This is a genomic window from Alloalcanivorax sp. C16-1, assembly GCF_046507805.1.
GTDB lineage: Bacteria > Pseudomonadota > Gammaproteobacteria > Pseudomonadales > Alcanivoracaceae > Alloalcanivorax.
The window spans coordinates 1,228,735-1,254,629 of the sequence record NZ_JBKFTK010000001.1; the positions used below are offsets into that span (position 1 = coordinate 1,228,735).

A 25,895-nucleotide genomic window follows, 5' to 3' on the forward strand; every position below is an offset into this window, starting at 1 on the left:
GCGTCACCCGGCGCGGCGCCGGTGCTATAGTCAAAATCGTATAGGAATTGAAACCCGGGCGGAAAAATCAGGAGAGCGGCAATGGCTTCGTTGTTGGTAAAGGATCTGATGGTGCGCCATCCCATGGCGATCCAGGCGGGCACCGATCTGAGCACGGTGGTGGCGACGCTGCTGCAGAGCCGCTATTCCGGGTTGCCGGTGGTGGACCGGGAACGCCGGGTGATCGGCTTCGTTTCCGAACAGGACTGCCTGCGCCGTCTGCTGGTGTCCAGTTACCACCAGGAAGGCTCGGTGCGGGTGGAGGAACTGATGCACGATCAGCCCCTGATCGTGCGGGAAAGCGATTCGGTGGTGGACATCGCGGAAATGATGATCAAGCAGAAGCCCAAGATCTACCCGGTGCTCGACCGGGACGGCGGCCGGCTGGTGGGCATGCTGACACGGCGCATGGTATTGCGCGCGCTCAACGACAGCCATTGGAACTGACCGCTTCGTACAAGTTTGCGGGCACCCGGCACGCTAGTGTTGGTTTCCCTGAAGAATAAAAAAGGAGTGACCGCCATGCGTGATCTGGCCACCTTTCTTGGCGACTACGGCGAAAGCCATCGCCACCCGATCAATCAGTGGGTGCACATCGTTTGTGTGCCGGTGATTTTCTTTTCCACGCTGGGGCTGTTCTGGTTGATCCCCATCGGCCACTGGCTGGGCCTGGACGGCGCCGCCGCCTACTGGGTCAACGGCGGCACCCTGCTGGCGCTGCTTTGCATGCCCTTCTACCTGCGCCTGTCCCTGGGGGTGTCGCTGCTGATGCTGGGGTGGTTGCTGGTGTCCATGGCGCTGATCGTGGCCCTGGACCGGGGCCCGCTGCCGCTGGGCTGGACCGCCCTGACCCTGTGGCTGGTGGCCTGGGCGGTGCAGGTCTGGGGTCACAAGGTGGAAGGCAAGAAACCCTCCTTCGTGGACGATCTGGTGTTCCTGCTGGTGGGGCCGATCTTCGTCAGCCTGGAGGTGCGCTACAAACTGGGGTTCAGCCGCACGCCGGGCCACGGCCGGCCGTCCTGAGCCGATGAGCAAGCCGGTTCCCCGCTCGCCGCTGTACCTGTGGGAAGGTGGGTGGTGCATGCTGGCGCCGCACCTGCACAACCGGCCCCACCGCCATGTGGCCGCCTCGCTGCTGGTGGGGCTGGCGGCGCCGATTCAGGTGCAGCTGGCCGGGCACGGCGTGACCGCCGACGCGGTGTGGGCGGCGCCGGACGTGGACCAGGCCCTGAGCAGCGACGGCCCGGTGGCGGTGCTGCATCTGGACCCGGACCACCGCGCCTGGCGGGCGCTGCGCCTGCAAGGCCCGGGGGGCGAATTCCCGCTCGCCGCCCACCCGGATTTCGCGGCGGCCCTGCGGGCCCTGGCGGCGGCGCCGTCGGTGCCGGGTGCCCTGGCCCTGCGTGACGCCCTGCAAGCCGGCGAGCCGCGCCCGCTGGACGATCGGGTGCGTGCCGCCTGTCTGAGCCTGCGGCGTGGCGACGGCGAGGTAGGCGGCGCCGAGCTGGCGGCGGCGGTGGGTCTGTCCGAATCCCGCTTCCGCCACCTGTTCCGGCAGGAACTGGGCGTCAATCTGAAACGCTTCCAACTGCACCTCAAATGTCAGCGCGCGCTGACCCTGTGGCGGGACGGCATGAGCCTGACCGACCTGGCGCTGGCGGCCGGCTTCTATGACCAGCCGCATCTCAATCGCACCCTGCGTGCCATGTTCGACACCCTGCCTTCCCGCTATGCTAGGGCCTTCCCGGTCCAGGTGGAGCACCTGGACCGGGCATAACAAAAGCAGACTCGGGACTCATCATGGAGTATCAGCACATCCGTGTGGAGCGGGCGGCGCCCCTTCTCACCATTACCTTGAACCGCCCGGACCGCCTCAATGCCTTTACCCTGCGCATGAAGGACGAGCTGGTGCACGCTTTCGGTGAGGCGGACCGCGACAACGACGTTCGCGCGGTGATCGTTACCGGAGCGGGCCGCGCCTTTTGCGCCGGCATGGAAATGCAGCCGGAAGACGGCGGTCACGTATTCGGCTACGACGACGCCGAGGGCGAGACCCCGCCCCTGGACACCATCCGCGATTCCGGTGGCGAGGTCTCCCTGGCCATCTTCAACTGCCGCAAGCCGGTGATCGGCGCCCTGAACGGCGCCGCCGTGGGCGTCGGCATCACCATGACCCTGCCGATGGACTTCCGGCTGGCCGCCCACGGCGCCAAGATCGGCTTCGTGTTCAGCCAGCGGGGGCTCACCCCGGAGGCCTGCTCGTCCTGGTTCCTGCCGCGCCTGGTGCCCATGCACAAGGCGCTGGAGTGGGTCTACAGCGGCGATATTTTCCTGGCCGAGGAAGGCCTGGACGCGGGCCTGTTCAGCAGCCTGCACGACAAGGAAACGGTGCTCGACGCCGCCCGCGAACTGGCCCACAAGCTGGTGGCCAAAAGCTCCCCGGTGTCGGTGGCCCTGGCCAAACAGATGCTGTGGCGCAACCCGGTTTTCGAGCACCCGATGCGTGCCCACGCGGTGGAAACCCGCCTGATCTACCGGTCCAATGAGTTCTGGGACGGCAAGGACGGCTTCCCCGCCTTTCTGGAAAAGCGCGACCCGGTGTTCGACACCGATCTCAACGATCTGCCCCGCGACTTCGGCTTCTGGCCGGAGCCCCCGCTCAAATAACAACAGGACGAGGACCTCATGAAAAAAGAAACCATCGCCATCCACGGCGGCTTCGCCGGCGACCCGGAAACCCATGCCGTGGCGGTGCCGGTCTATCAGACCACCAGCTACTATTTCGACGACACCCAGCACGGCGCCGACCTGTTCGACCTGAAAGTGCCGGGCAACATCTACACCCGCATCATGAACCCCACCAACGCGGTGCTGGAGGAGCGGGTGGCGCAGTTGGAAGGCGGCATCGGCGCCCTGGCCATGGCCTCGGGCATGGCCGCCATCACCGCCGCCATTCAAACCCTGGCGCGGACCGGCGACAACATCGTTTCGGTGAGCCAGCTGTACGGCGGCACCTACAATCTGTTCGCCCACACTCTGCCCAACATGGGCATCACCGTACACATGGCCGACGGCCGTGATCTGGACGCCATCGCCGCCGCCATCGACGACGACACCAAGGCGGTGTTCTGCGAGTCCGTGGGCAACCCGGCGGGCAACATCGTGGACCTGGCCGGCCTGGCCAAGGTGGCCCACGACGCCGGCGTGCCGCTGATCGTCGACAATACCGTGGCCACCCCGGCTCTGTGCCGGCCGTTTGAGCACGGCGCCGACATCGTGGTGCATTCGCTGACCAAATACATGGGCGGCCACGGCACCACCGTGGGCGGCGCCATCGTCGACTCCGGCCGCTTCCCGTGGAAGGACAACCCGCGCTTCAAGGCCTTCAACGAGCCCGACCCCAGCTACCACGGCGTGGTCTACACCGAGGCCATGGGCGAAGCGGCCTTTATCGGCCGGGCCCGGGTGGTGCCGCTGCGCAACACCGGCGGCGCCCTGTCGCCGATGAACGCCTTCCTGCTGCTGCAGGGCATCGAGACCCTCAGCCTGCGCATGGAGCGGCATTGCGAGAACGCCATGAAGGTGGCGACTTATCTGAAAGGGCACGCCAAGGTGGCCTGGGTCAATTTCGCCGGGCTGGAAAGCGACCGGGACCATGCCCTGGCCCAGCGTTACATGGACGGCGGCATGCCGGCGTCGATTCTCAGCTTTGGCATTAACGGGGGCCGCGAGGCCGGCGCCCGCTTTATCGATGCCCTGGGCATGATCAAGCGGCTGGTGAACATCGGCGACGCCAAGTCCCTGGCTTGCCACCCGGCCACCACCACCCACCGTCAGCTCAACGACGACGAACTGCGCACCGCCGGCGTCAGCGCCGACCTGGTGCGGCTGTCCATCGGCATTGAGCACATCGACGACATTCTGGCGGATATCGAACAGGCGTTGGCGGCGGTTTAACCGGCGCGATCACCGCGAAAACGGGCCGGCGTTTCGCCGGTCCAGCGTTTGAACGCCTTGGTAAAGGCGCTTTCGTCGGAAAACCCCAGCTCCGCGGCCAGGTCCGCCACCCGGCGGCCGTCGCGCAGGGCCTGTTCAGCCCGTTCCCGCAGCAACGTATCGCGCAGCAGCTTGAAGCTGGTGCCTTCGTCGGCCAGCCGGCGGATCAGGTGCCGGCCGCTCATGCCCAACCGTTCGGCGATGCGCTCTTTGCCCCAGCCGGGGTGCTCCCGGATCAGCGCGCCCACCCGGGCACTCAAGGCGCGGTGGTCGAGCCGCGCCAGCAGTTCATCGGCCAGGCCGCGCAGGTGCCGGCAAAGCGCCGGGTTGGCGTGCACCAGCGGCACACGCAGCTGGTCCGCGTCGAACACCAGGGCGTTGTGCGGTGCCTCGAACACCACCGGCACGCCGAGCCGTTCCCGGTAACGTTCCGGCGCGCCCAGAGCGGCGTGGCGCAGGGTCAGCGACTGCGCCCGGAAGGCATCGCCGGTGCTCCAGCGGGTCAGGTTGAGCAGGCTGGCGAGCACCGCCTCCACCCGCTCCGGGCGGCGGGTGGCATAGTGGGGCCGGTAACGCACCGCCACCCGCGGGCCGTCGTCGGCCACCAGAAAGTCGCCGCCCTCGCCGACGATGGGGTGGTAATCCAGCAGGCTTTCCAGCGCCTCGCCCACGGTCTCGCAGCTCATCAGGATCATGCCGGCGGTATCCAGATGGCCCACCTGCAAAGCGAGCCCCAATTCCAGCCCCACCAGCGGATCGTCGGCGGCCCGGCAAAAGTGCTCCCAGAGCCGATCCTGCTGCGCCAGATCCACCCGGTCCCGGTGTGTCGGCGCCGCCCATTCCTCCGGCAGGCGCAGGCCCAGGCGTTGGGCCGCCTGGAGGATGGCCTGGGAAAAATGCACGGTCACCGTGGGGGTGTGGGTCATGGTCTGTGGTCCGGGTCCTGAATTAACCGGTGGCGGGTCGCGAATCAGCCGTGCCGGCGGCGGGCCCGGCGGTTAGCGTAAGGAGCATAACAAGAAAGGAACCCGCATATGTACGCAGTGATCGGCGCCGGCCCCATGGGCCTGGCCACCGCCCGCAATCTGGACAAGCAGGGCCTGCCCTTCGTCGGCTATGAGCTGCACGACGACGTGGGCGGCCTGTGGGACATCGACAACCCGCACAGCACCGTCTACCAGAGCGCCCACCTGATCTCCTCCAAGCGAATGACCGAGTTTCGCGAATTCCCCATGGACGAGGCGGTGGCCAGCTACCCGCACCACTCGGAACTGAAACGCTACTTCCGCGCCTACGCCGACCGCTTCGATCTGCGCCGGCACTACCGCTTCGGCACCCGGGTCACGGCGCTGGAGCCGGCGCCGGACGGCGGCTGGCTGCTCACCGCCGAAACTGATGGGGTCGCCGATACCCGGCATTTCGACGCGGTGCTGATCGCCAGCGGTACCTTGCACACCCCCAATCTGCCCGCGCTGCCCGGCCGGTTCGCCGGCCAGGTGCTGCACGCCAGCCAGTACCGCGAGGCCGGGCAGTTCCGCGACCAGCGGGTGCTGATCGTCGGGTGCGGCAACTCCGCCTGCGACATGGCGGTGGACGCGGTGCATCAGGCCGCCCGGGTGGACCTGTCCGTGCGCCGGGGTTACTACTTCCTGCCCAAGTTCATCGGCGGCCGGCCCGCGGACACCCTGGGCGGCAAGCTGAAACTGCCGCGCCGCCTCAAGCAGTGGCTGGACGCGCGGCTGATCCGTCTGATCGTGGGCCGGCCCAGTGACTACGGCCTGCCGGACCCGGATTACCGGATGTACGAATCCCACCCGGTGGTCAATTCCCTGGTGCTGCATCATCTCGGCCACGGGGATATCCGCCCGCGCCCGGACGTCGCCGCCGTCCAGGGCCACACCGTCACCTTCACCGATGGCGAACGGGCCGATTACGACCTGATTCTGCTGGCCACCGGCTACCGTCTGGATTATCCGTTCATCGACCCGGCCCACCTGAACTGGCGCGGCGACGCCCCGTCGCTGTACCTGAATATGTTTCACCCGGAGCGCGACGACCTGTTGATGATGGGCATGATCGAGGCCGCCGGCCTGGGCTGGGAAGGGCGCAACGAACAGGCGGCGCTGGCGGCGTTGTACCTGCGCCGGGTGCGAGAGGGTCATCCCTCCGCCGATACCCTGCGCCGTCTCAAACGGGAACGGGCGGGTGTGAACCCGGACGGCGGCTACCGCTATCTGAAGCTGGCGCGCATGGCCTACTACGTGCACAAGGACAGCTACCGGGCGGAACTGGCCGCGCGCCGGCGCGACCTGGCCGGGCAAGGGTAAGGAGGCGACATGCAGACCACCATCGACTTCAATACCGGCAGCCTGATCGCGCTCAACGCGATCCTGGCCTGCATGATGTTCGGCGTGTCCCTGTCGCTGCGCGTCGACGATTTCAAACGGGTGCTGGTCAAACCGGCGGCCCCGGCGGCGGGCCTGCTGGCCCAGTTCCTGCTGCTGCCGGCGCTCACCTGCGCCACCACCTGGTGGCTGGACGTGGACCCGCAACTGGCGCTGGGCATGATTCTGGTGGCCTCCTGCCCCGGGGGCACCTTCTCCAACATCATGACCTGGCTGGCCCGCGCCAATGTGGCGGTGTCGGTGAGCATGACGGCGGTGTCGAGCCTGGCCGCCACGGTGCTCACGCCGTTCAATTTCGCGTTCTACGGCTGGCTCAACCCGAACACCCGTGGCCTGGTCACCGACATCGCCCTGGACAGCACCAACATCCTGCTGCTGGTGGTGGCGGTGCTGGCGGTGCCGCTGCTGTTGGGCATGGTGGTGGGGCGGCATTTTCCCCGCTTCGCCGACGCCGCCCAGAAGCCCATGCGGGTGTTCACCCTGCTGGTGCTGCTGGCCTTCGTGGGCATCGCCTTTGGCAACAACATGGACGTGTTCCTGGCCAACGCGGATCGCATCGTCGCCCTGGTGATCGGGCAGAACGCCCTGGCCCTGGCCCTGGGCGCCCTGGCCGGCCTGGCGGTGGGACTCAGCCGCGCCGACCGGCGCGCGGTGACCCTGGAGGTGGGCATCCAGAATTCCGGGCTGGGGTTGTCGATTCTGTTCACCTTCTTTCCGCAGGCCGCCGGCATGATTCTGATCGCCGGCTTCTGGGGTGTCTGGCATCTGGTCAGCGGCCTGCTGCTGTCGCTGATCTGGGCCCGTAGCGCCGGGCGACCCGCGCGGCCGGGGGAGGGCGCGCCATGAGCCGCATCCTGATCACCGGCGCCGCCGGCTATATCGGTCGTCAGCTGGCCGAGCGGCTGGCCGCCGATCACCACGTGCTGGGGCTGGATGTGCGGGTGCCGGACGGCCTGCCGTTCGAGTGCCGGCAGGGCGATATCCGCGACCCGGCCCTGGCCCGCTGGGTGGCCGACCATGGCACCGAGGTGGTGGTGCATCTGGCCGCCGTGCTGGAGGACTCCGGAGACCGGGCCCGCGACCACGATATCGACGTGAACGGCACCGCCAATGTGCTGGCCGCCTGCGTGGCCGGCGGCGTGCGCCAGCTGATCGTCACCAGTTCCGGCGCCGCCTACGGCTACCACGCGGACAACCCGGCCTGGCTCGACGAGGACGCGCCGCTGCGCGGCAACCCGGAGTTCGCCTATTCCGACCACAAGCGGCAGGTGGAGGAACTGCTGGCCCGCTATCGTCAGGAGGCGCCCGGGCTCGGGCAGCTGATCCTGCGGCCGGGCACGGTGCTGGGCGCCACCACCCGCAATCAGATCACCGCCCTGTTCGAGGGCCGCCGGGTGCTGGCCATCGCCGGCTCCGATTCGCCGTTCGTGTTCATCTGGGACCAGGACGTGGTGGGCGCCATTCTGCACGGCATCGAGACCGACGCCCGGGGCATCTACAACCTGGCCGGTGACGGCGCGCTGCCGATCCGGCGGGTGGCGGAACTGCTCGGCAAGCGCGTCCTGGTGGTGCCGGCGGGTCTGTTGACCGGCGCCCTGGCGCTGGGCAAACGCCTGGGCCTCACCGCCCACGCGCCGGAGAAGGTGAACTTTCTGCGCTACCGGCCGGTGCTCGACAATCGGCGTCTCAAGGAGGAATTCGGCTACCGGCCGAGAAAAACCTCCGAGGAGACCTTTCGCTTTTTCATCGAACAGGCGCGGGCGCAAGGGCAATTATGAAGACCATGCTGATCACCGGGGCCGCGTCCGGGCTGGGTTGGGCCCTGGCCCGGGCCGCCTGGCAACGCGGCTGGCGCCTGATTCTGGTGGACCGGGACGGGGAGGCCCTGGCGGACAAGGCGGCGCGCCTGGCCGGCGTCGATACCGAGCGGGTGCGCCACTTCGCCCTCGATCTCACCGACGACGCGGCCCGCGACGGGTTGGTGGCGGCCCTGCGCGACGAGCCGCTGGACGTGCTGATCAACAACGCCGGCATCACCCACCGTTCCTCGGTGGCGCGCACCGACCTGGCGGTGTTCCGCAAGGTCATGGCGGTGGACTGGGACGCGCCGGTGGCGTTGACCCTGGCCCTGCTGCCGGCGCTGCGCGCCCGCCGTGGCACCCTGGTCAACATCGGTTCCATGGCGGGCTGGATGCCGGTGCTGGGCCGCGCCGGTTACTGCAGCGCCAAGGCGGCGCTGGCGCAATTCTTCGAAGTGCTGCGCGGCGAACTGGCCGACGACGGGGTGGGCGTGCTGATGGTCTACCCCAGCTTTCTGGCCACCCCCATCGAGCGCAATGCGCTGGGCTTTGACGGTCGGCCCGCCGCCCACGCGCGCTCTTCGGTAGGCCGGGTGCGTGACGCCGACTGGATGGCGGAACGCATTCTCGATGCCCAAGCCGCCGGCCGGCGGCGCCTGTTTCCGGACCGCTTCACCCTGTTCGCCAGTCTGCTGTGGCGGCTGGCGCCGGACCTGTATCATCGCCTGATGCGTCGTCGTTTCGCCGGGGAACTGGATCACTGAATGCTGGATGTTCTGAGCTCGCCCTGGGCCCTGGTGGCCCTGTTCGTGTTGCTGGCCTACACCACCGAGGCGATGACTGGTTTCGGCTCCATCGTCATCGCCCTGTCCCTGAGCGCCCTGGTGCTGCCGCTGGAGGTGCTGATGCCGGTGCTGGTGCCGCTCAATCTGGTGCTCAGCGGCTACCTGACCCTGCGTTATTGGCGGCGGGTGCACTGGCGGCTGCTGCTCACCGGCATTCTGCCGATGATGGCGCTGGGCACCCTGGCCGGGTTCGTGCTGCGCTCCGACCTGGGGCCGGGCGCGCAACGGCTGTTCGGTGCTCTGGTGGTGGCTTTCAGCGTCCGTGAGCTGTGGCGGCTGCGGCGGGCTACGCCGGCGGTCGCCCACGGTCCGCTGTGGAGTCGCTTCTGGATGTTGATGGCGGGCCTCACCCACGGGCTGTTCGCGTCCGGGGGGCCGCTGCTGGTGTACGCCCTGGGCGGGGTGGAGCTGGATAAGAGCCGCTTTCGCGCCACCCTGGTGCTGGTCTGGTTCAGCCTCAATCTGCTGTTGACCGTGGGGTTTTTACTGAACGGGGCGCTGCGGGCGCAATGGCCGCACCTGCTGGCGCTGGTGCCGGTGGTGCTGGTGGGCATCGTGCTCGGCGAGGCGCTGCATCATCGGGTGGACGAGCACCGCTTTCGTCAGGTGGTGTTCTCGGTGCTGCTGCTGGCCGGGGTGGCCCTGTTGGTTCGTTAATGCGAGCTGGTTCGTTGATGCGAGCGGGTTCGCTGAAGCCCGCCGGTTCGCTAAAGGTTGACCTGGATGGGTGACCGCGCCCGGCGATCCGGCTAGCATCGGGCCATCATCATCGGCGGGTTCCGGGAGAACATCATGTCGGCAGTGGAAATTCGACCGGTCAGCGGCATCGCGGTGGAGCCCTGGCTGGATGAACTGGCGGACCTGCGCATTCAGGTGTTCCGCGACTATCCCTATCTCTACGACGGCTCCCCTTCCTACGAGCGCGACTACCTGGACCGCTATGCCCGCTCCGAGCAAAGCCTGTTCGTGCTGGCGCTGGAATACAACCGCCTGATCGGCGCCGCCACCGCCTTGCCGCTGCTCGACGCCGACCCGGAGTTCCGGGTTCCGTTCGCCGAGCACGGGCCCGATGCCGAGCGGGTGTTCTACTTCGGTGAGTCGGTGCTGTTGCCGGCGTACCGGGGCGAGGGCGTCGGCCACCGGTTCTTCGATCTGCGCGAACTGTACGCCAGGGATTTCGGGTTCGATTACACCGCCTTCTGCGCCGTGGTGCGCGACGACAACCACCCGCAACGGCCGCGGGACTACCGCTCCCTGGAACCGTTCTGGCAAAAACGGGGATACCGCCCCGATCCGGCCCTGACCACCTGCTTCCCATGGCGCGACCTGGGCGATGAGCAGCAGACCGAAAAAACCATGCAGTTCTGGTTGCGCGATGTGACCACCGTCGAAGACCCGTGATGCGGTCCGCAAAATAGGTCGTCTTTTACGCCGTTCGGCTCATGAAGAGCGTGTGAAGACCGGTCTACAGTGGGGGCTCGCTGAGCTACCGACGGACCGTTGTTGACGATGGACTGTGGCTATTGGTTGGGCCGCATGCTGCGCGGCTTATTGATCGTGATTCCCCTCGCCCTGCTGGCCGTGGCGGTGGCCCTTTTGGTGGCCGGATAGGTTGGTGGCCGGCGCCCGGCGTTCAGAGCCGGCGCAGCAGAGCCACCGGATTATCCAGTAACACCACCTGCCAGCCGTCCCGTTGCGCCAGCCACCGGAAGGTGTGCGGCTGCCAGAAGCACACATGGGTGGGATCGCGGCGATAATGCCAGCGCGGAAAGTGCCCGTCGTCGGTCAGAAACCGGGTCATCACCGCCAGCCAGCCGCCCGGCGCCACCAGCGACTGGAAGCGCGCCCACTCGCGCTGCGGCTGGTGCAGATGCTCCAGCACCTCCGTGCAGGTGACGAAGTCATAGCGCTCCGCCAGTACCTCCGTGTCGGCGGCGTAGATCGGGTCCCACACACGCATGGAAAACCCCGCCTCCTCCATCATGCGGGCCAGCGCCGGCCCCGGACCGCAGCCGAAGTCCAGCCCCCGCGCGCCGCTTTCCAGCCGTGCCTTCAGCGGCGCCGCCAGCTGCTCCAGAAAACGCCGGTAGCCCGGGTCGTCCGGGTCGTTCTCGTGCAGGTCGTACTGACGTTTTTCCTCGTCGCGGGCGGGCAACTGCGGGCGGCTGAGAAAGGTCAGCCGGCATTGCGGGCAGCGCAGATAACGCTGCCCTTCCACGGTGGCGAACAGGCTCACGCCGGCGTGGCCGCACAAACAGCAAACAGTCATCGGGCGAGCAGCCACTCCTTGAGGCAGTCGTAGGTCCGCGGGTCCTCCAGCATGGCCATATGGCCGAGCCGGTACAGCAGCCGCCGGCTCAGATTGGCGGCGTCCGGGTAAAGCCGTTCGGCCAGGGCGCTGTCCACCCGCACCAGCCAGTCCCCCACCGGGGCGCCGCTGCCCTCGTCGCTGAGGCTGCCGGCCAGGAACAGCTGCCGCACCCGGTCGTCCAGCGGCACCTTGAGGCTGGGGCGGGCTTCGTCCAGGGGCCGGTCCCGCCATTGGTCCTCGACCACATAGCCGAAGCGCAGGTCGCGGATGCCGTCGGAGCGCAGGTTGCCCAGGCGCATCAGCGGCCGGGAGTAGGGCGTCAGCCCCAACAGCCGGTTGGCCTGGTTGCCCAGCCGTTCCAGCATGGCGCCCTGGTGGGGCGATCCCAGGCAGGCCAGATGGCTGACCCGGTTCACCCAGGCGTCGCCCCGGGCGCGGCCCTGGTGCAGGGCGCTGCGGGCCACCAGGCCGCCCATGCTGTGGCCCACCAGCACCACCCGCTCCGGCAGGGCGGTGGCGGCCAGCAGGTCCGCCAGGTCGCGGCCGTTCTCGGAAATGTGCAGGCCGGTATTGTAGCGCAGCGTGCGGGTGTGCGCGTCCAGTGCCGGCCCCGCCCACTGGCGGAAGGCCTCGGCGGCCGGGTTGTCCCAACAGGCTTCGTTGAGGCACAGGCCGTGCACCATCAGCACCAGGGTGCCGCGCTCCAGGGAGGGCGGCCCGGGCAACAGGGTCATGGGCAGTGCGTAGTGGCTGTCGCGGGCCGCCAGCAGCTGGCCGAACACGCCGTTGACGATGCTTTGCAGGTCCGGATGCTCGGCCGGTGACGGCTCGTCGCGCAGGGCGTGCCGGGTCAGATGCACGGCGTTGCCGGCCTGGCGGAAGCCGTAGCGGATCATGTCATAGACCAGCGTGGCCGGCAGGCGGCCGCGGTCGAGAGGGTGGGCGATGGCGCCGTGCATTTCCTGCACGGTGTCGGTGATTTCCCCGCCCAGCAGGGTGAGCAAACGGGCCAGTCCCCCCGATGTCCGGCTGATTGTTTTCACGGCCGCTCCTTGTTTTTTCACCCGATCATAGCAAGTCCGGGCGCGAACACCTATCCACTAAGTGATCGGCGAAGCCGACGTGAAATGACGCCCCCGTGCTCCGATGTGGTTCGTAAAATAGAGGAAAATCAAGGGGGCACACTCTGGTCAGGCGGCGCTGACGACGATAGATTTCACTCCAACGTTCACGACACGTCGAGGAGTGACTATGCGTACGTTCAGCAAAGGACTTGTGGTACTTCTGTTTGGCGCCATGCTTGGCTTGGCAGGCTGTGATCAGCAGGGACCGATGGAGAAAGCCGGTGAGAAGGCGGATGAAGCCGTCGACGAAGTGACCGGTCAGGGACCCATGGAAGAAGCGGGCGAAAACGTGGATGACGCCTGGGAAGACACCAAGGACGCCGGTAACGAAATGGGCGAAGCCATGGACGGCGACAACAAGTAATCCTTGTTGCTTCCGCATACCGCCACGGAAGGCGGTTCGCCACGGGACCATAGGGACATGGTCCACGCCGGTAACGCCGGCTGAAGGACTCTCGTCAGGGACGGCGAGCGAAATCAGGGACGATGGGAAAAGGCCGCCGGGGGTAATACGCCCGGCGGCCTTTTTATTGCGCGGCCGAATGACCCATGTTCCCGCCGGCCGGCTGATACATTCCACTACATCCGTTCACTCAAATTTGACGCATTGCCTCTTTGGGCCCTGGCCGCTGGCTGGCTAGAGTAGAAGGTCCGAGCCGGCGGCACCCGCCCGACCCGCCGAGGCAATGAATGAAGGAGTCGTTCGATGGGTTCGCAGGCGAAGTGGTCAGGCCCGGCAGCGCCGTCACGGCTGGCCCTGGAGGCGGTGGACAATCGCATCCTGGCGCTCAACGAGTACCTGACGGTATACCGTGCCGGCGCCGGCTCGCCGGGCCGGGCCCGGCACCAGCGCATCCGCGAGCTGCGTCACGACATCGCACGGCTGCGCGCCTGGAGTCATTACCTGCGTGGCGCCGTCCGGCGCCCGCTGTGGTGGCGCCTGCTGCGGCGCCTGGGGGTGTGGTTCGGCGGGGAACGGCACGCCCGCCCGGGACGTCGCCGGCCCCATCGCGCCGGCGTGCGGCGTCTCAGTGCCTTCAGCGTGGTGGATCGCGCCTATGCGGCGCAGTTGGAGGATTACCAGGGGCGCCTGCTGACCCTGAGCCTGGCGCGCGGACCGTTGGTCGACGAGCTGCTGATCACCCGCCAGCGCTTGCAGGGCAGCGTGGAACGTCTGCAGCAGGAGCGCCGCCTGCTGGCCGCCGACGCCGGTCGCGTGGCGGTGGTCTGCTGGGTGCTGAGCCGGGTGGTGCTGGTGCGCGGCTGGCTGGGACTCAGCGAGCCGCGCGCCGGGATCATGGACCCATGAACGCCCCTCCCGGGCACGCCCCGCTTCCCGCCGTCTTTACCCTGGCCGACCTCAAGCAGCAACTGAACGGCGACGAGCAGGCCGCCATGGAACTGGCCGGCCGCTGGCTGGAGAGCGGCCAGGTGCGCCAGGTGGCGCCGCCCCGGCCGGTGTTCATTCGTCTCAATGGCGCCGAGCCCCCCGACGAGGCCCAGCTGTGCCTGGCGCTGGCACGCACCTTCCCGTCGGTGGTGGTGGTGGGTGGCTCGGCGCTGTGGCGCCAGGGCGTCAGCCGGCAGCGCGACGCCCTGCTGCATTGCGCGGTGGCGGAGTCGGTGGACGGCTGCTCGCTGCCCGGCGTGCGCCTGCACCGGCGGCCCGCCGGCTGGCTGGAAGCGGTGTCCCGCGCCGGCGGCCTGCGCGGCCACCTGCATCAATTGCCTCTGCTCAGCGCCGAGATGGCGGTGGCCGACGCCGCCCTGTTCGCCGATGTCTGGGTCCCGGACCGGGAGCATCTGGATCCGGATCGCCTGGCGGCGGAAGGCGTGGCCGCCGCCCAGGCACAGCTGGCCACCCTGCGCGAAGACCCCTGAGCGCGACGCCCCCGCATTGACCGGGCCCGGCCGGGCGCGTATAAATGCGAATCGTTGTCAATCTCGTTATGTGCGCGCCCTCATGCCTTTTCTGTTGTTCGTGGTGCAGCTTGCCGGCTGCTTCCTGTTGTACTTCTCCGATCGCCAGCAGCGGCTGCTGCGGCGTGCGCTGCCGCCGGCGGCCCGCCTGGCCGGCTGGGTGCTGGTGGCCGGCGCCGCCGCCGGCTGGGCCTGGTTGCTGGGCACCGGGGTCGGGCTGTTCACCGCGCTGTGGCTGTTCGCCCTGGGCGCCATGGTGCCGGCCCTGATCGTCGGTCACTGGGTGGACGGCTACCGTCCCGGCCGCCGCCAGGGCACGGGAGGCCGTTCATGAGGGGGTTGCTGGGCACGCTGTTGGGGTTGCCCCTGGCGATGATGCTGTGCGGCCTGCTGGCGGCGGCGGTGCCGGTGGACTGGCGCCAGTGGCTGGTGCCGCTGATGCTGCTGTCGCTGGTGATCTGGGCGGCGCTGATCGTGCTGGCGGGCCTGGCGCGGCGGCCCTGGCGGCTCGGCGCCGGTCTGCTGGCGGCCAACGGCCTGGCCTGGCTGCTGCTGCAAACCACCCATCTTTACGGGGGAGCCTGATGCGCGCCGCGACCCTGAAGCGACACATCGATCTGCACGCCTGGGTGGGGATCCTCGCCGGGCTGGCGCTGTTCGTGGCGTTCTTCGCCGGCGCCCTGAACATGTTCCACCATGAACTGCATCACTGGCAGGAGCCCGCCCATGAGGCGGGCGCGGCGCCGGACGCCAACCTGCAGGCGCTGCTGGACACGGTGCTGGCCAACCATCCCGAGGCCGGCAACTGGATGTTCCTGATTCCCGGCGACGACCCCTCGGCGATCTGGCAGGAAATGGTCGACGGCAAGCCGGTCTGGAACACCGAACACGCCGCCGACTTCAACGACGCCGGCGAGAACGTGGCGGCGGCGGGCTCGGGGCTGTCCGAGTTCGTCAACGAGCTGCACTACGAACTGGCCCTGCCCAAGGTCGGTATCCATCTGATGGGCATCGTCTCGGTGCTCTACGGCGCCGCCCTGATCGGCGGCCTGGTGATCCACTGGTCGCGGCTCAGAAAAGAGTTTTTCGCGCTCAAGCACCAGGGCAACCTGCGCCGCTACTGGAAGAACCTGCACAATCTGGTGGGTGTGCTCAGCTACCCCTTCCATGTGATCTTCGCCTGGACCGGCGCCGCCATGTGCTGTCTGGCGTTGCTGACGGTGGTGATGAGCGGGCTGGTGTTCGGGCCACAGTTTCAGAGTGCCTTCACCGATGCCACGGAAGCCTGGCCGGCGCCCCAGGCCAGCGGCAACCCGGTGGCCATGGCCGGGGTGGACCGTTACCTGGCGCGGGCCGAACAGGCCCTGCCGGAACTGGAGGTGGGCTGGATCGAGCTGCAGCAGTACGGCGACGAAAACGCCGTGGTGGACGTGGGCGGCTCGGTGCACGGCAATGTGGGCCACTACGCCCATGTGGTGATGCGCGGCGACGACGCGGCCCTGCTGACCACCACCGGGCCGGGCAACCGCACCCTCAACGACGCTTTCCTGACGCCGGTCTATTCGCTGCACTTCGGTGACTACGGCGGCCTGTTGGTGCGCGTGCTGTATTTCGTGCTGGCGTTGCTGGGCTGCCTGCTGTTTTTCTCGGGGAACATTCTCTGGTGCGAGCGGCGTACCGACCGCCAGGGCCCGAGCCGCGCCGCCGCCGTCATGCTGAGGCTGACTCTGGGCGTGACCTTCGGCGTGATCGCCGGTCTGGCGGTGAGTTTCCTGGTCAGCAAGCCGGTGCTCCATTCACCCTGGTCCGCCTGGACCGCGCCGGCGGAGAAGATCGCTTTTCTGATTACCTTGCTGATCGCCCTGGCCGCCGCCTTCCGCGCGCCGCCGCTGACCACCGCGCGGCTGTGGCCGACCCTGTGCGCGCTGCTCTATGGGGCGGCGCCGCTGGTGCAGGGTGCCTACGAAGGCTTCGCCACCTGGCGGGAGCCGGACATCCTGCTGGTCAACGGCTCGCTGTGGGCGGTGGCCGCCGGCCTGCTGCTGGTGGAGCGGCTGCGCGTGCGCCGCCTGCGGCGAGCCGCGCCCCATCCGCTGTGGACCGGCACCGTGCGGTCCGCCGCCCGGGCACCGGCCGGGGCGGATCCGGACCCGGCCTGACGGGCGCCGCCGGCGTCCCGTGTTAGGCTGGTGTCTTCCCCCGCCACCGCTAACGGCAAAGGCGAGGGGGCAAAGGAGTGTGCCGATGACCCTCAGCTCGGAGCAGTTGGAGCGTGACTGGGCGGCGATGACGCCGGCCCGCGCCAAAGCCCTGCAAGTGGAGACCGCCCGCCAGGTGCGGTTGCAACCGGACGGCCCGGCGCCGGTGACCGTGGCCGGGGTGGACGTGGGCTTCGAGAACCGCGACACCGCCCGCGCCGCCATCGTGGTGCTGCGCTACGCGGACCTGGAGCCGGTGGACTATGCCCTGGCGCGCCTGCCGGTGCGCTTTCCCTATGTGCCGGGCCTGCTGTCGTTCCGCGAGTGCCCGGTGATTCTCAAGGCCCTGGAGCAATTGCGGACGCCGCCGGACCTGCTGCTGTGCGACGGCCATGGCGTGGCCCACCCGCGCCGGCTCGGCATTGCCGCCCACCTGGGCGTGCTCACCGGTCTGCCCACGGTGGGGGTGGCCAAGAAGAAACTGTACGGGCGCCATGGGCCGGTGCCGGAAGGGCGCGGCGAATGGACGCCCCTGGTGGCGGGTAAGGGTAATGAAACCCTGGGGGCGGTGCTGCGCACGCGACCGGGCTTCAAGCCGCTGTTCATATCACCGGGGCATCGGATGGATCTGGATGGGGCCCTGGAACGGGTGATGCACTGCACCACCCGTTACCGGCTGCCGGAAACCACCCGCTGGGCGGACGGCCTGGCGTCCAACCGGGGCCAGCGCTGGCTGGCCCGGCTGGAGCAGTTGCCCGGCGCCGGGCGTTAGCCGCTCAGGGCGCCAGGGACAGGCGGTGGTTCGGGGTCGGCGCGGTGCCGCTGACCGGCTCCACCCGGGACAGGGTGGCGCCCACCCACTCGGCCACCCGTGCCTTGCCGATCACCTCGCCGGCCCGCCAGCCCACCACCTGACCGGTGGGGGTGCGCACCGCGCGACCGGGTTCACGCACTTCCAGTTCGGTGCCTTCCGCCAGCCCGTTGACCCGGCCGGTGGCGATGTACAGGGCATCGCCCTCGCCCACGAACGGGCGCACCGACCACTCCGCGGCGGACACCTGATTGCCCAGGCTTTCCAGCAATCGGGCGGCGCCCTGGTCGTTATTGGCGACGCGCTCTTGCAGTTCCTTGTTGAGCGCGGTGTCCCACACGCGCACCGCCACCTGGTCGCCACCGGCGGCGTCGATTTTCACCACCAGGCGCGCGCCGGGATAGACCGCCAGCGCCGAGCGGCAGGTTTCGCCGGCCAGGTCGTCGCAGCCGGGGGTGTGAGTGAGGGCGTCCTGGACCATGCCCTTGGGCAGTACCAGCAAGCCGTGGTCCGAGCCGCGGGCCGCCAGTGCCTCCGGCAGAGTGTCGTCGACCGCGTCGCCCAGAGTGATGGCCACGTTCGCCAGGGGCGCGTCACGGCGGGTAAAGCTGGGTGCCTGCCGCTCCTCGCCGGCCGGGGCGGCGCGGTTGCCCTGTTCCCAGAACGGCGTGTCCCAGTCGGCTTGCGGCGTGTTGAGAGCGGCGGGACCATCGGCGATGTCGAGTGCCTGCTGCGCCTCGGTGTCGGTGAGCGCGCAGCCGCTCAGACCGAATCCGGCGAGGGCGCCGAACAGCAAAACGGTGCGGGAATTAAACTTGATCATGAAAGGGTTTCCGTATCAGAAGAACCGGTAGCGCGGACAAAAGAGTGTGGGCAAGGAAGGGAGACCTTGTCCAGTACCGTACGACGCTTCGAAAAAACGGATCGCCAAAAGAAAACGGGGCGACCAAGGTCGCCCCGTTATCCACGTCGGAAAGTGACAGCCTGGTGAACTTAGAAGTTCACGGTCATGTTCAGGCTGGCGGCTTTCACGTCGTCGTTGGCGAAGGTGCCGAGGCCGCCACCGACCAGGTCGTTACCGGCCAGGGTGCCCACTTCGTTTTCTTCGATCATGCCCACGGACAGCCAGGTGCGCAGTGCTTTGTTGGCCTGGTAGGCGAACTGCAGGTCGTAGACCATGCTGTCGTCGTCGTTGGTGCCGTTGTCGATGGACAGCTGGCCGACGGCGCCGGTGATGGAGAACTTCGGCGTCACGTTGAACTTGGCGCGCGCGATCAGCAGATCCTCATCGAAGTCCTTCAGGCCCAGGGTGCCGCCCATGCGGTACATGCTGCTGGCGCTCTGGGTGGATTCCGGGTTGGAGTTGATCAGGCTGGACCAGGTGTCGAAGCCGGGGGAGATCAGGCCGCCGTCGCGGGTGGCGGCGTACTGCACGCCCAGATCAACCAGGCCCAGGCTGGTGCCGAGGCGCAGGTAGGCGGACGGCGCGTCTTCCTGGAAGAAGCGGTCGTCGCCCGGGGCACCGGTTTCCACATTGCCGTTGGTGAACAGGTTGAAGCCCACGGCCATGTCCAGCGCTTCGGTCAGGCTGCCGTCCAGGTAACCGGAGAACAGGCTTACGTTGGAGAGCGGGTAGGCATCGGGGTTCGTGCCGGCATTCCGCGCGCCTTCGTAGTTGTTGTACCACTGAACCCACAGCACGCCAGCGCTCCAGTCGCTGATCTTGGTGGTCAGACCCAGCAGGCTCATGTCGCCGTTGTCTTCATTGCGATAGCCGCTGGTGTCGGAGCGACGGTCGTAACCGGCTACCACGCTGGTGGTCTTGCTGAACGGCTGAACCACCAGGATCCGGTCACGGCGGTCGTCACACACCAGGAAGCAGTTGTTGTAGCTGGTGGCCTGACGGCCCACGCGGAACACGGTGTGGCCCACCGGGATCTGCACATAGCCCAGGTCCAGACGCACATTGTCGCCGCGGCTGGTGCTGTTGAAAGAGGCGTTGTTGGCGCCGCCGTGGTTGTCGCCGACCCAACGGTCGCCGGCCACTTCCACACTGGTGTAAACGGAGATGCCAGTGTCTTCGTCCAGGAAGTTGCCCTTGATGCGGATCAGGTGGCCGAAGCCGGTGTCGCTGTCCGAGGTGCCGCCGTTTGCCTGACCATCTTCATCGATCTGGTTGGCGAAGGCGGTGGCGCGGTATTCCATGCCGAAATCGGTTTTCAGTGCTTGGGCAGCCGGAGACAGAGCGGTCATGGCACCGAAGACGGTGGCCACGCCGATGGCTTTGGTCAGTTTGGAAAGTTGGGGTTGATCAGCACTGCTGTTCAGCGCTCCCGAAGCGTTTTTGGTCCACTTAAGTGCCATTGTTTTTGTCCTGTTCTTCGAAGTTTTGGTATTGCGAGGGCCGTAATCCGGTCATCCCTGGAACCGGCCACCACCCCCGGGGTGACAGACCCGTTTCGGGCGATGAACGATGAACCCCTCTCGTATGCCCTTCCCAGGGCATCGTCTCCCGAGCGGACACGTTCGCATCGAACAAGTCCACTAGACTTTCGGCGAAGGCCGCGAAAATACAGGCTTCACCCGGTCGTCACGAGCTATCTTAGAGCCCCTTTTGTCGGCGAAGCAATACTGCAAAGAACCAAAATACCGGGGGGTATGTCGGCGCCCGCTGGTGCCCGCGAGCCGCTTTTCCGCCTAATGTGAACAGGTGTTAATTAATTCGCCGAGCCCGCGATCTTTTCGCGGTATACATGAAAAGCTGATTTTGTTTCTGCCCCTTTGAGGCCCCCTGAATCCGCCATACAAGCGCTGGGCGTGATTTTTTGAAATCGAATACCGAAAAAAAGAAAGTGATCTTTTTCAGAACGAAAACAAATGTTCACACATTCAGGTTGGCGCGGGGCGCCCCCGGAGCCGGGGGCCGTGCCACGGGAAAAATGTTGCAAGATATGTCCGCCGGGAACATTCACACCTGCCCGGCGGTAACGATTTTCAGCGTATTGGTGCCGCCGCCTTCGCGCACCGCGTCGCCCTTGGTCAGGATCACCCGATCCTCGGGGCCGACCACGCCGGCTTCGCTCAGGTGGGCCACCGCCGCCCGGTTGGCCTGGTCGGCGGGCAGGGTGGTGTCGAAAAGCAGAGGCTCCACCCCCCGGTAGAGAGCCACCCGCCGCAGGGTGCGGGCATTGGGCGTGAAGGCGAAGATCGGCAGCCCGGACCGCACCCGTGACATCAACAGCGGGGTGGTTCCGGTCTCGGTCATGGCGATGATGGCGCGCACCCCTTCGAGATGGTTGGCCACGTGCATGGCGGCGCGGGCGATGGCCTCGTCGGTGCGCGCCATGGCCTGTTCCTGCCGGTGCGCCGGCGGGCGATTCTGATAGGTGCGTTCGGCGCCGCGAATGATGCGGTCCATGGCCTCCACGGTGGCGACCGGGTAGTCCCCCACGGCGGTTTCCGCCGACAGCATCACCGCGTCGGTGCCGTCCAGCACCGCATTGGCCACGTCCGACACCTCGGCGCGGGTGGGCTGGGGGCTGTGGATCATGGACTCCATCATCTGGGTGGCGGTGATCACGAACCGGTCCAGGTCCCGGGCGCGACGGATGATGTGTTTCTGCACCCCCACCAGTTCCGCGTCGCCGATTTCCACCGCCAGGTCGCCGCGGGCCACCATGGCGCCGTCGGACGCCTCGATCAGGGCATCCAAGGTGTCCGGGTCGGCTACCGCCTCGGCCCGCTCGATCTTCGCCACCATGGCGCCCTGGCCGCCGGCCTCCCGGTACAGCGCCCGGGTCTGGTGAATGTCGTCCGCGTGGCGGGGAAAGGACAGGGCCAGGAAATCCAGGTCCAGTTCGGCGGCCAGCCGCACGTCCCGGCGGTCCTTTTCGGTCAGGGCCTCGGCGTTGAGGCCGCCGCCCAGGCGGTTGATGCCTTTATTGTTGGACAGCTCGCCGCCCACCTTGACCCGGCACTGCACCCGGCTGCCCTCCACGGCGGTGACCTCAAGCTGGATCAGGCCGTCATTGAGCAGAAGGATGTCGCCTTCGCGGCAGTCGTCCGCCAGGCCGGCGTAGTCGGTGCCCACCACGGTGGCGTCGCCGGCGTCCTTGTCCAGGGCGGTGTCGATGGCGAAGGGCTCGCCGCCGCGCAGCATCACCGGGCCGTCACGGAAGCGGGCCACGCGGATCTTCGGGCCCTGCAGGTCGCCCAGCAGGGCCACGGTGCGGCCACGGGCATCGGCCTGCTGGCGGACCCGGGCGGCCACCGCGCGATGGTCGTCGGCGCTGCCGTGGGAGAAATTGAGTCGGAAGACGTTGACGCCGGCGTCGATCAGGGCGGCCAGGGTGTCGGCGTCGGAGGAGGCGGGGCCAAGGGTAGCGACGATTTTGGTACGGCGGAACATGCGGGTTTCCCGGGGGCGATGAACGATGACGCTATTGTGGCAAAAAATGGTGACGGTTTGGTGGGGGTGTGGGGGAGAGGATTGATGGAAACGGCTTTTGGCCGTTTCCACCCCTGCGGGGCTTCGCGGCCTTTGGCCGCTCGTCGCCAACTCGCTTTTAAAGCGAGTTGGTCGAACCTGGAGAGGTTCGCTTCCGATCAGACATGGCCAAATAAAAAGGGCCACCCCAAACAGGGTGGCCCTTTTTATTTGGCACGCCCGAGAGGATTCGAACCTCTGACCTTTGCCTCCGGAGGGCAACGCTCTATCCAGCTGAGCTACGGGCGCAAAACTTGTGGTTCCGAACGGGGTGCCCCGATGCGGGACGCGCATAATACCGGGTTGTGCCGGGGGAGTCCATGGACCCGGCGGGATCCGGCATTTTACAATCTTTTCCCGCCAAGCCCTCACGCTTTGGTTACCCTCACTGCGGCAAAGGATGGAGAACACACGGTGCGTATTGCTTACCTAGAAGACGATCACGCCCAGGCCGAGCTGGTCACGCACTGGCTCCGCGAGGCCGGGCATACCTGCACGCATCTCTCCAGTGGGCGGGAGTTCATGAGTCTGCTGCGCAGGGATACCTTTGATTTGCTGGTGCTCGATTGGGAGGTTCCCGACATGAGCGGCTACGCCGTCCTGGGCGAAGTGCGCGCCAGCGGCAACAAAACGCCGGTGCTGTTCGCGACCCAGCGTGACGATGAATCCTCCATCGTCGGTGCGCTGAGCCAGGGGGCCGACGACTATATGGTTAAGCCTGTGAAACAAGCGGAACTGCTGGCTCGTCTTACCGCGCTGGGGCGCCGGGCGGGTGTGGCCGACATGGACGATCAAGGAATGATGACCGTGGGACCCTGGACGATCGATCGCGGTCGGCGCCAGATCTTTCTCGACGAGGAACCCGTCAAGCTCACCGACAAGGACTACGAGCTGGCCTGCTATCTGTTTCAGAACGTGGGCAAGCTGATGTCCCGTGCCCATTTGCTGGAAAAGGTCTGGGGCATTATGACCCCGATCGAATCCCGCACGGTGGACGTGCATATCAGCCGTATTCGTCGTAGTCTGCAAATCCGGCCCGAGCGGGGCTATCGGATTAAAACGGTGTATCAGCACGGCTACCGCCTGGAACCGGTGGACGAATAGCCGTCGCCGACCCGGGTGGACCTGTCCGCCTGACCAGTCCGAGGTGCCTGCCTGGTCGGGCCGTCCGTTTATTGTCGATGCTTCCCCGGCAAGGGGTGCCCGCGCGCCGCGCGGGCGAATAACAAACGGTTGACGGCTGCGCAGTAATAAATTTCTAGGGGCACCATGGCGAACTCGGGTTCCGAGCAGAAACGCTACTTTGTCGAACATCTGTCAGTGCTGCTGGTCGTGGCGGGCCTCTGTGTACTGCTCTCGATCAGCGGCTCGCTCTCCTTTTTCAATCGCTACGTCTACGACAGCATGATGCAGTGGCTCCCCATGGAGCCCTCCGGCGACGTGCTGATCGTGGGTATCGACGAATACAGCCTGCGCGAGATCGGCCGTTGGCCCTGGGACCGTCGCGTCCACGCCCAGATCATCCAGCAACTGGAAAAGCAGGGCGCCCGGGCCATTCTCATGGACCTGATCCTGTCCGAGCCGGACCGGGCCCGGCCGGAGTCCGACCAGGCCCTGGTCCAGGCCATCCAGGACGCCGGCAACGTCTATCTGCCGGTGCACGTGGAGCAGCTGCGCTCCGGCGGCCAGCTGATCGAGGTGCTGCCGCATTCCTTCTTTGCCCGCGCCGCCAAGGGCCTGGGCCATGTGGACCTGGAGCTGGACGGCGACGGCGTGGCCCGCTCGGTGTACATGCGCTCCGGCATCGGCCAGCCCTGGTGGCCGCACATCACCCAGGCGCTGCTGGAAGGCGAGGGCCTGTTGTCCCCGGACAAATACCCCGCCGGCGAGGACGAGGGCTTCTCCGGGCTCGCCAACGTGCGTAAATACCAACGCTATATCCCCTTCGCCGGTCCGGCCGGAACCTACCCCCAGGTGTCCGCGGTGGACCTGCTGGAAGGCCGGGTGCCCGATCAGCTGGTCAAGGATCAGTTCGTGCTGATCGGCGCCACCGCCGCCGGTCTGGGCGACGTGCTGCCCACTCCGCTGGCCGGCCAGGGCGAACTGATGGCCGGGGTGGAGATCAACGCCAATATCTTCGATGCCCTGCGCCGGGGCGAGCTGATCGAGGCCATGGGTCAGGTCTGGACCCTGCTGCTGGGGGTGGTGCTGGCGCTGCTGGCGCCCCTGTGCCTGCCCCTGGTGCTGCCGCGCTGGAGCATTCCGGTGGTACTCGGCTTCCTGGGGCTGACCCTGGCGGTCTGCTACGGGCTGCTGGCGCTGTTCAATCTGTGGTTCCCGCCGGCGGCGGCGTTGCTGGCCGCCATCGTTGCCTACCCGCTGTGGACCTGGCGGCGCCTGGAATACTCCATGGCCTATATGCGCAACGCCCTGGCGCGGCTGGCGGAATACAGCGACCTCAACCGGCGCCTCACCGAGCCGGCGCCCATGTCGCGCATGCTGCGCATGCTGGATCAGGTGCTGCCGGTGCGTGCCTGGCGGCTGCAGACCCAGGGCGGCTCGCCGGTCACCGGCGGCGAGCAGCTGGCGCCGGTGGACTGGCGCGGCCAGCTGGCGCGCCGTTACCCGTTCCGCCATGACGGTCGGCGCTACGAGCTGTGGGTGGCCTGGCGCCAGGGTCTGGACGCCGACACCTACGATTACTGGATCCGCGCCATGCTGTCGCGCACCGAGGCCCGGGCCCGCAATACCGGCCCGCGCTACGAAGTGATCGAAAAGCACGTGGAGAAACTGCGCAACGAGGAACAGCGCCAGCAGGCGCTGACCCGCTTCTTCCAGGTGGGGTTGGCGCAGATGAGCGAGGGCGTGCTGATTTGCGACGCCTGCGGCGGGGTGGTGTTCATCAATCCCCAGGCCGCCTACCTGCTCAGCCTGGAAGGCGTGGGCCAGGACACCCTGGGGTTGGCGGACATCGGCCGGGAGCTGGAATTCAGCGGTGACCGCCACTGGGTGGAACTGGTGCAGAACGTGCTCGCCGACGGCCGTGTGCAGAAGGAATGCCGCAACCGGCGCGGCATGGATCTGTATCTGGACATGATCCTGGTGCACGCCGGCGACCAGCCCGGGCGCATGTTGATCATCAGTCTCAAGGACATCTCGGACGTGAAGCAGGCGATGCGCACCCGCACCGAGATGCTGGACTTCCTGTCCCACGATCTGCGCTCACCGATGGTCTCGGTGCTGGCACTGATCGGCAAGATGCGCCACGGCGAGGACGGCGAGCGCCTGCGCGACTTTCTGGACAACGTGGAGCACTACGCCCAGCGCAACCTGAACATCGCCGAGCAGTTCCTGCAACTGGCCCGGGTGGAATCCGAGGAAGCGGTGGAAATGATCGAGCAGGACATGCTCGATGTGGTGGAGTCGGCCATCGACCAGGTGCAGATCCAGGCCCAGACCCGGGACATCGGGCTGAGCTTCGACTACGACCAGGACGTGGACGTGTGGGTGCGCGGCAACAACGAGCTGCTGGAGCGGCTGGTGGTCAACCTGCTCACCAATGCCATCAAATACAGCCAGGAAGGCGGCGCCGTGGAGGTGGTCCTGTCCGCGCAGGAGGACAAGGTGGTCTGCCAGGTCCGCGACCATGGGGTGGGCATCCCCGAGGAATTCCAGGACAAACTGTTCGAACGCTTCAGCCGCGCCAGCACCAGCGGCGGCGCCCGCACCCGTGGCGCCGGCCTGGGGTTGCGCTTCGTCAAGGTGGTCACCGAGCGCCACGGCGGCGACATCGAGGTGCGCAGCACCCCCGGCGAAGGCAGCTGTTTTATCCTCTCCCTGCCCCGGATTCAGGTGGATCATCTTTGACCCCGGGCGCGAGTGCCTTTTTCCCCGTGTTCTCTACGGGTATAATCCCGCCGCCCCCGGGGCAAGTCACAGCTATAAGAGGTGTCATCGTGAA

At 67.3% G+C, this 25,895-nt stretch carries 26 protein-coding genes and 1 tRNA gene; 20 read left to right on the forward strand and 7 right to left on the reverse strand.

The window, feature by feature from the left end; all coding sequences use genetic code 11:
* The first annotated feature begins 81 nt into the window (after nt 1-81).
* The 5 genes from ACLD0W_RS05845 to ACLD0W_RS05865 all read left to right on the forward strand — a co-directional run bounded on the left by ACLD0W_RS05845 (nt 82) and on the right by ACLD0W_RS05865 (nt 3,996).
* Nucleotides 82-486 carry a CBS domain-containing protein gene (locus ACLD0W_RS05845; protein WP_410306540.1) on the forward strand — a complete coding sequence of 135 codons (405 nt, stop codon included), beginning with the start codon at nt 82-84 and terminating at the stop codon, nt 484-486.
* Between the two features lie 75 nt (nt 487-561).
* Entirely contained in the window at nt 562-1,062 is a 501-nt protein-coding gene (locus ACLD0W_RS05850) for a DUF962 domain-containing protein (protein ID WP_410306541.1), read from the forward strand.
* A gap of 4 nt (nt 1,063-1,066) precedes the next feature.
* Nucleotides 1,067-1,816: a helix-turn-helix domain-containing protein gene (locus ACLD0W_RS05855; RefSeq protein WP_410306542.1), complete on the forward strand. Its 750-nt coding sequence runs from the start codon at nt 1,067-1,069 to the stop codon at nt 1,814-1,816.
* 23 nt (nt 1,817-1,839) lie between these two features.
* Complete coding sequence (locus ACLD0W_RS05860; protein WP_410306543.1) at nt 1,840-2,706, forward strand: crotonase/enoyl-CoA hydratase family protein; 867 nt, start codon at nt 1,840-1,842, stop codon at nt 2,704-2,706.
* Between the two features lie 18 nt (nt 2,707-2,724).
* A complete protein-coding gene (locus ACLD0W_RS05865) occupies nt 2,725-3,996 on the forward strand; it encodes an O-acetylhomoserine aminocarboxypropyltransferase/cysteine synthase family protein (RefSeq protein WP_410306544.1) in 1,272 nt (423 codons plus the stop codon).
* On the opposite strand, the gene ACLD0W_RS05870 is transcribed toward ACLD0W_RS05865, so the two are convergent.
* On the reverse strand, nt 3,993-4,961 hold the full coding sequence (locus ACLD0W_RS05870) for an AraC family transcriptional regulator (protein WP_410306545.1): 969 nt from the start codon (nt 4,959-4,961) through the stop codon (nt 3,993-3,995). The two genes, ACLD0W_RS05865 and ACLD0W_RS05870, sit on opposite strands and share 4 nt — an antisense overlap.
* A gap of 108 nt (nt 4,962-5,069) precedes the next feature.
* On the opposite strand from ACLD0W_RS05870, the gene ACLD0W_RS05875 reads away from it, so the two are divergent.
* The 6 genes from ACLD0W_RS05875 to ACLD0W_RS05900 all read left to right on the forward strand — a co-directional run bounded on the left by ACLD0W_RS05875 (nt 5,070) and on the right by ACLD0W_RS05900 (nt 10,485).
* Nucleotides 5,070-6,362 (forward strand): flavin-containing monooxygenase, encoded by a 1,293-nt coding sequence (locus ACLD0W_RS05875; RefSeq protein ID WP_410306546.1) that lies wholly within the window; start codon nt 5,070-5,072, stop codon nt 6,360-6,362.
* Nucleotides 6,363-6,371: 9 nt separating this feature from the next.
* The gene (locus ACLD0W_RS05880; RefSeq protein ID WP_410306547.1) at nt 6,372-7,286 is read left to right on the forward strand and encodes a bile acid:sodium symporter family protein; all 915 of its coding nucleotides are present in this window, start codon (nt 6,372-6,374) and stop codon (nt 7,284-7,286) included.
* Complete coding sequence (locus ACLD0W_RS05885) at nt 7,283-8,218, forward strand: SDR family oxidoreductase (protein ID WP_410306548.1); 936 nt, start codon at nt 7,283-7,285, stop codon at nt 8,216-8,218. The genes ACLD0W_RS05880 and ACLD0W_RS05885 overlap by 4 nt, the downstream gene beginning before the upstream one ends.
* Nucleotides 8,215-9,003 (forward strand): SDR family NAD(P)-dependent oxidoreductase, encoded by a 789-nt coding sequence (locus ACLD0W_RS05890; RefSeq protein WP_410306549.1) that lies wholly within the window; start codon nt 8,215-8,217, stop codon nt 9,001-9,003. Before ACLD0W_RS05885 ends, ACLD0W_RS05890 begins: the two co-directional genes overlap by 4 nt.
* Nucleotides 9,004-9,741: a sulfite exporter TauE/SafE family protein gene (locus ACLD0W_RS05895; protein ID WP_410306550.1), complete on the forward strand. Its 738-nt coding sequence runs from the start codon at nt 9,004-9,006 to the stop codon at nt 9,739-9,741.
* A 135-nt stretch (nt 9,742-9,876) separates the two neighbouring features.
* Nucleotides 9,877-10,485, forward strand: coding sequence for a GNAT family N-acetyltransferase (locus tag ACLD0W_RS05900; protein WP_410306551.1), 609 nt, complete (start codon nt 9,877-9,879; stop codon nt 10,483-10,485).
* Between the two features lie 232 nt (nt 10,486-10,717).
* On the opposite strand, the gene ACLD0W_RS05905 is transcribed toward ACLD0W_RS05900, so the two are convergent.
* Nucleotides 10,718-11,353 carry a class I SAM-dependent methyltransferase gene (locus ACLD0W_RS05905; protein ID WP_410306552.1) on the reverse strand — a complete coding sequence of 212 codons (636 nt, stop codon included), beginning with the start codon at nt 11,351-11,353 and terminating at the stop codon, nt 10,718-10,720.
* Nucleotides 11,350-12,438, reverse strand: a complete 1,089-nt coding sequence (locus tag ACLD0W_RS05910) for a lipase family alpha/beta hydrolase (RefSeq protein ID WP_410306553.1) — start codon at nt 12,436-12,438, stop codon at nt 11,350-11,352. The genes ACLD0W_RS05905 and ACLD0W_RS05910 overlap by 4 nt, the downstream gene beginning before the upstream one ends.
* A 208-nt stretch (nt 12,439-12,646) precedes the next feature.
* Between ACLD0W_RS05910 and ACLD0W_RS05915 the strand changes: the two genes are divergently transcribed.
* The 7 genes from ACLD0W_RS05915 to nfi all read left to right on the forward strand — a co-directional run bounded on the left by ACLD0W_RS05915 (nt 12,647) and on the right by nfi (nt 17,409).
* Entirely contained in the window at nt 12,647-12,883 is a 237-nt protein-coding gene (locus ACLD0W_RS05915) for a hypothetical protein (RefSeq protein WP_410306554.1), read from the forward strand.
* Between the two features lie 342 nt (nt 12,884-13,225).
* The gene (locus ACLD0W_RS05920; protein WP_410306555.1) at nt 13,226-13,828 is read left to right on the forward strand and encodes a hypothetical protein; all 603 of its coding nucleotides are present in this window, start codon (nt 13,226-13,228) and stop codon (nt 13,826-13,828) included.
* Nucleotides 13,825-14,400 carry a hypothetical protein gene (locus ACLD0W_RS05925; protein ID WP_410306556.1) on the forward strand — a complete coding sequence of 192 codons (576 nt, stop codon included), beginning with the start codon at nt 13,825-13,827 and terminating at the stop codon, nt 14,398-14,400. The genes ACLD0W_RS05920 and ACLD0W_RS05925 overlap by 4 nt, the downstream gene beginning before the upstream one ends.
* 82 nt (nt 14,401-14,482) lie before the next feature.
* Nucleotides 14,483-14,773 carry a hypothetical protein gene (locus ACLD0W_RS05930; RefSeq protein WP_410306557.1) on the forward strand — a complete coding sequence of 97 codons (291 nt, stop codon included), beginning with the start codon at nt 14,483-14,485 and terminating at the stop codon, nt 14,771-14,773.
* Nucleotides 14,770-15,024, forward strand: a complete 255-nt coding sequence (locus ACLD0W_RS05935) for a hypothetical protein (RefSeq protein WP_410306558.1) — start codon at nt 14,770-14,772, stop codon at nt 15,022-15,024. The genes ACLD0W_RS05930 and ACLD0W_RS05935 overlap by 4 nt, the downstream gene beginning before the upstream one ends.
* Nucleotides 15,024-16,598 carry a PepSY-associated TM helix domain-containing protein gene (locus ACLD0W_RS05940; RefSeq protein ID WP_410306559.1) on the forward strand — a complete coding sequence of 525 codons (1,575 nt, stop codon included), beginning with the start codon at nt 15,024-15,026 and terminating at the stop codon, nt 16,596-16,598. The genes ACLD0W_RS05935 and ACLD0W_RS05940 overlap by 1 nt, the downstream gene beginning before the upstream one ends.
* A gap of 85 nt (nt 16,599-16,683) precedes the next feature.
* On the forward strand, nt 16,684-17,409 hold the full coding sequence (gene nfi, locus ACLD0W_RS05945) for a deoxyribonuclease V (protein ID WP_410306560.1): 726 nt from the start codon (nt 16,684-16,686) through the stop codon (nt 17,407-17,409).
* 4 nt (nt 17,410-17,413) lie between these two features.
* On the opposite strand, the gene ACLD0W_RS05950 is transcribed toward nfi, so the two are convergent.
* The 4 genes from ACLD0W_RS05950 to ACLD0W_RS05965 form a co-directional block, all read right to left on the reverse strand.
* Complete coding sequence (locus ACLD0W_RS05950; RefSeq protein WP_410306561.1) at nt 17,414-18,271, reverse strand: hypothetical protein; 858 nt, start codon at nt 18,269-18,271, stop codon at nt 17,414-17,416.
* A gap of 170 nt (nt 18,272-18,441) precedes the next feature.
* Nucleotides 18,442-19,812: a hypothetical protein gene (locus tag ACLD0W_RS05955; protein WP_410306562.1), complete on the reverse strand. Its 1,371-nt coding sequence runs from the start codon at nt 19,810-19,812 to the stop codon at nt 18,442-18,444.
* 604 nt (nt 19,813-20,416) lie between these two features.
* A complete protein-coding gene (gene pyk / locus ACLD0W_RS05960) occupies nt 20,417-21,856 on the reverse strand; it encodes a pyruvate kinase (RefSeq protein ID WP_410306563.1) in 1,440 nt (479 codons plus the stop codon).
* 250 nt (nt 21,857-22,106) lie between these two features.
* A tRNA-Arg gene (locus ACLD0W_RS05965) sits at nt 22,107-22,183 on the reverse strand.
* 165 nt (nt 22,184-22,348) lie between these two features.
* Here ACLD0W_RS05965 and ACLD0W_RS05970 point away from each other — a divergent pair.
* Both ACLD0W_RS05970 and ACLD0W_RS05975 read left to right on the forward strand, forming a co-directional pair.
* Nucleotides 22,349-23,038, forward strand: a complete 690-nt coding sequence (locus tag ACLD0W_RS05970; RefSeq protein WP_138773419.1) for a response regulator transcription factor — start codon at nt 22,349-22,351, stop codon at nt 23,036-23,038.
* Between the two features lie 165 nt (nt 23,039-23,203).
* Nucleotides 23,204-25,801, forward strand: coding sequence for a CHASE2 domain-containing protein (locus ACLD0W_RS05975; RefSeq protein ID WP_410306564.1), 2,598 nt, complete (start codon nt 23,204-23,206; stop codon nt 25,799-25,801).
* The last annotated feature ends 94 nt before the right edge of the window (nt 25,802-25,895 follow it).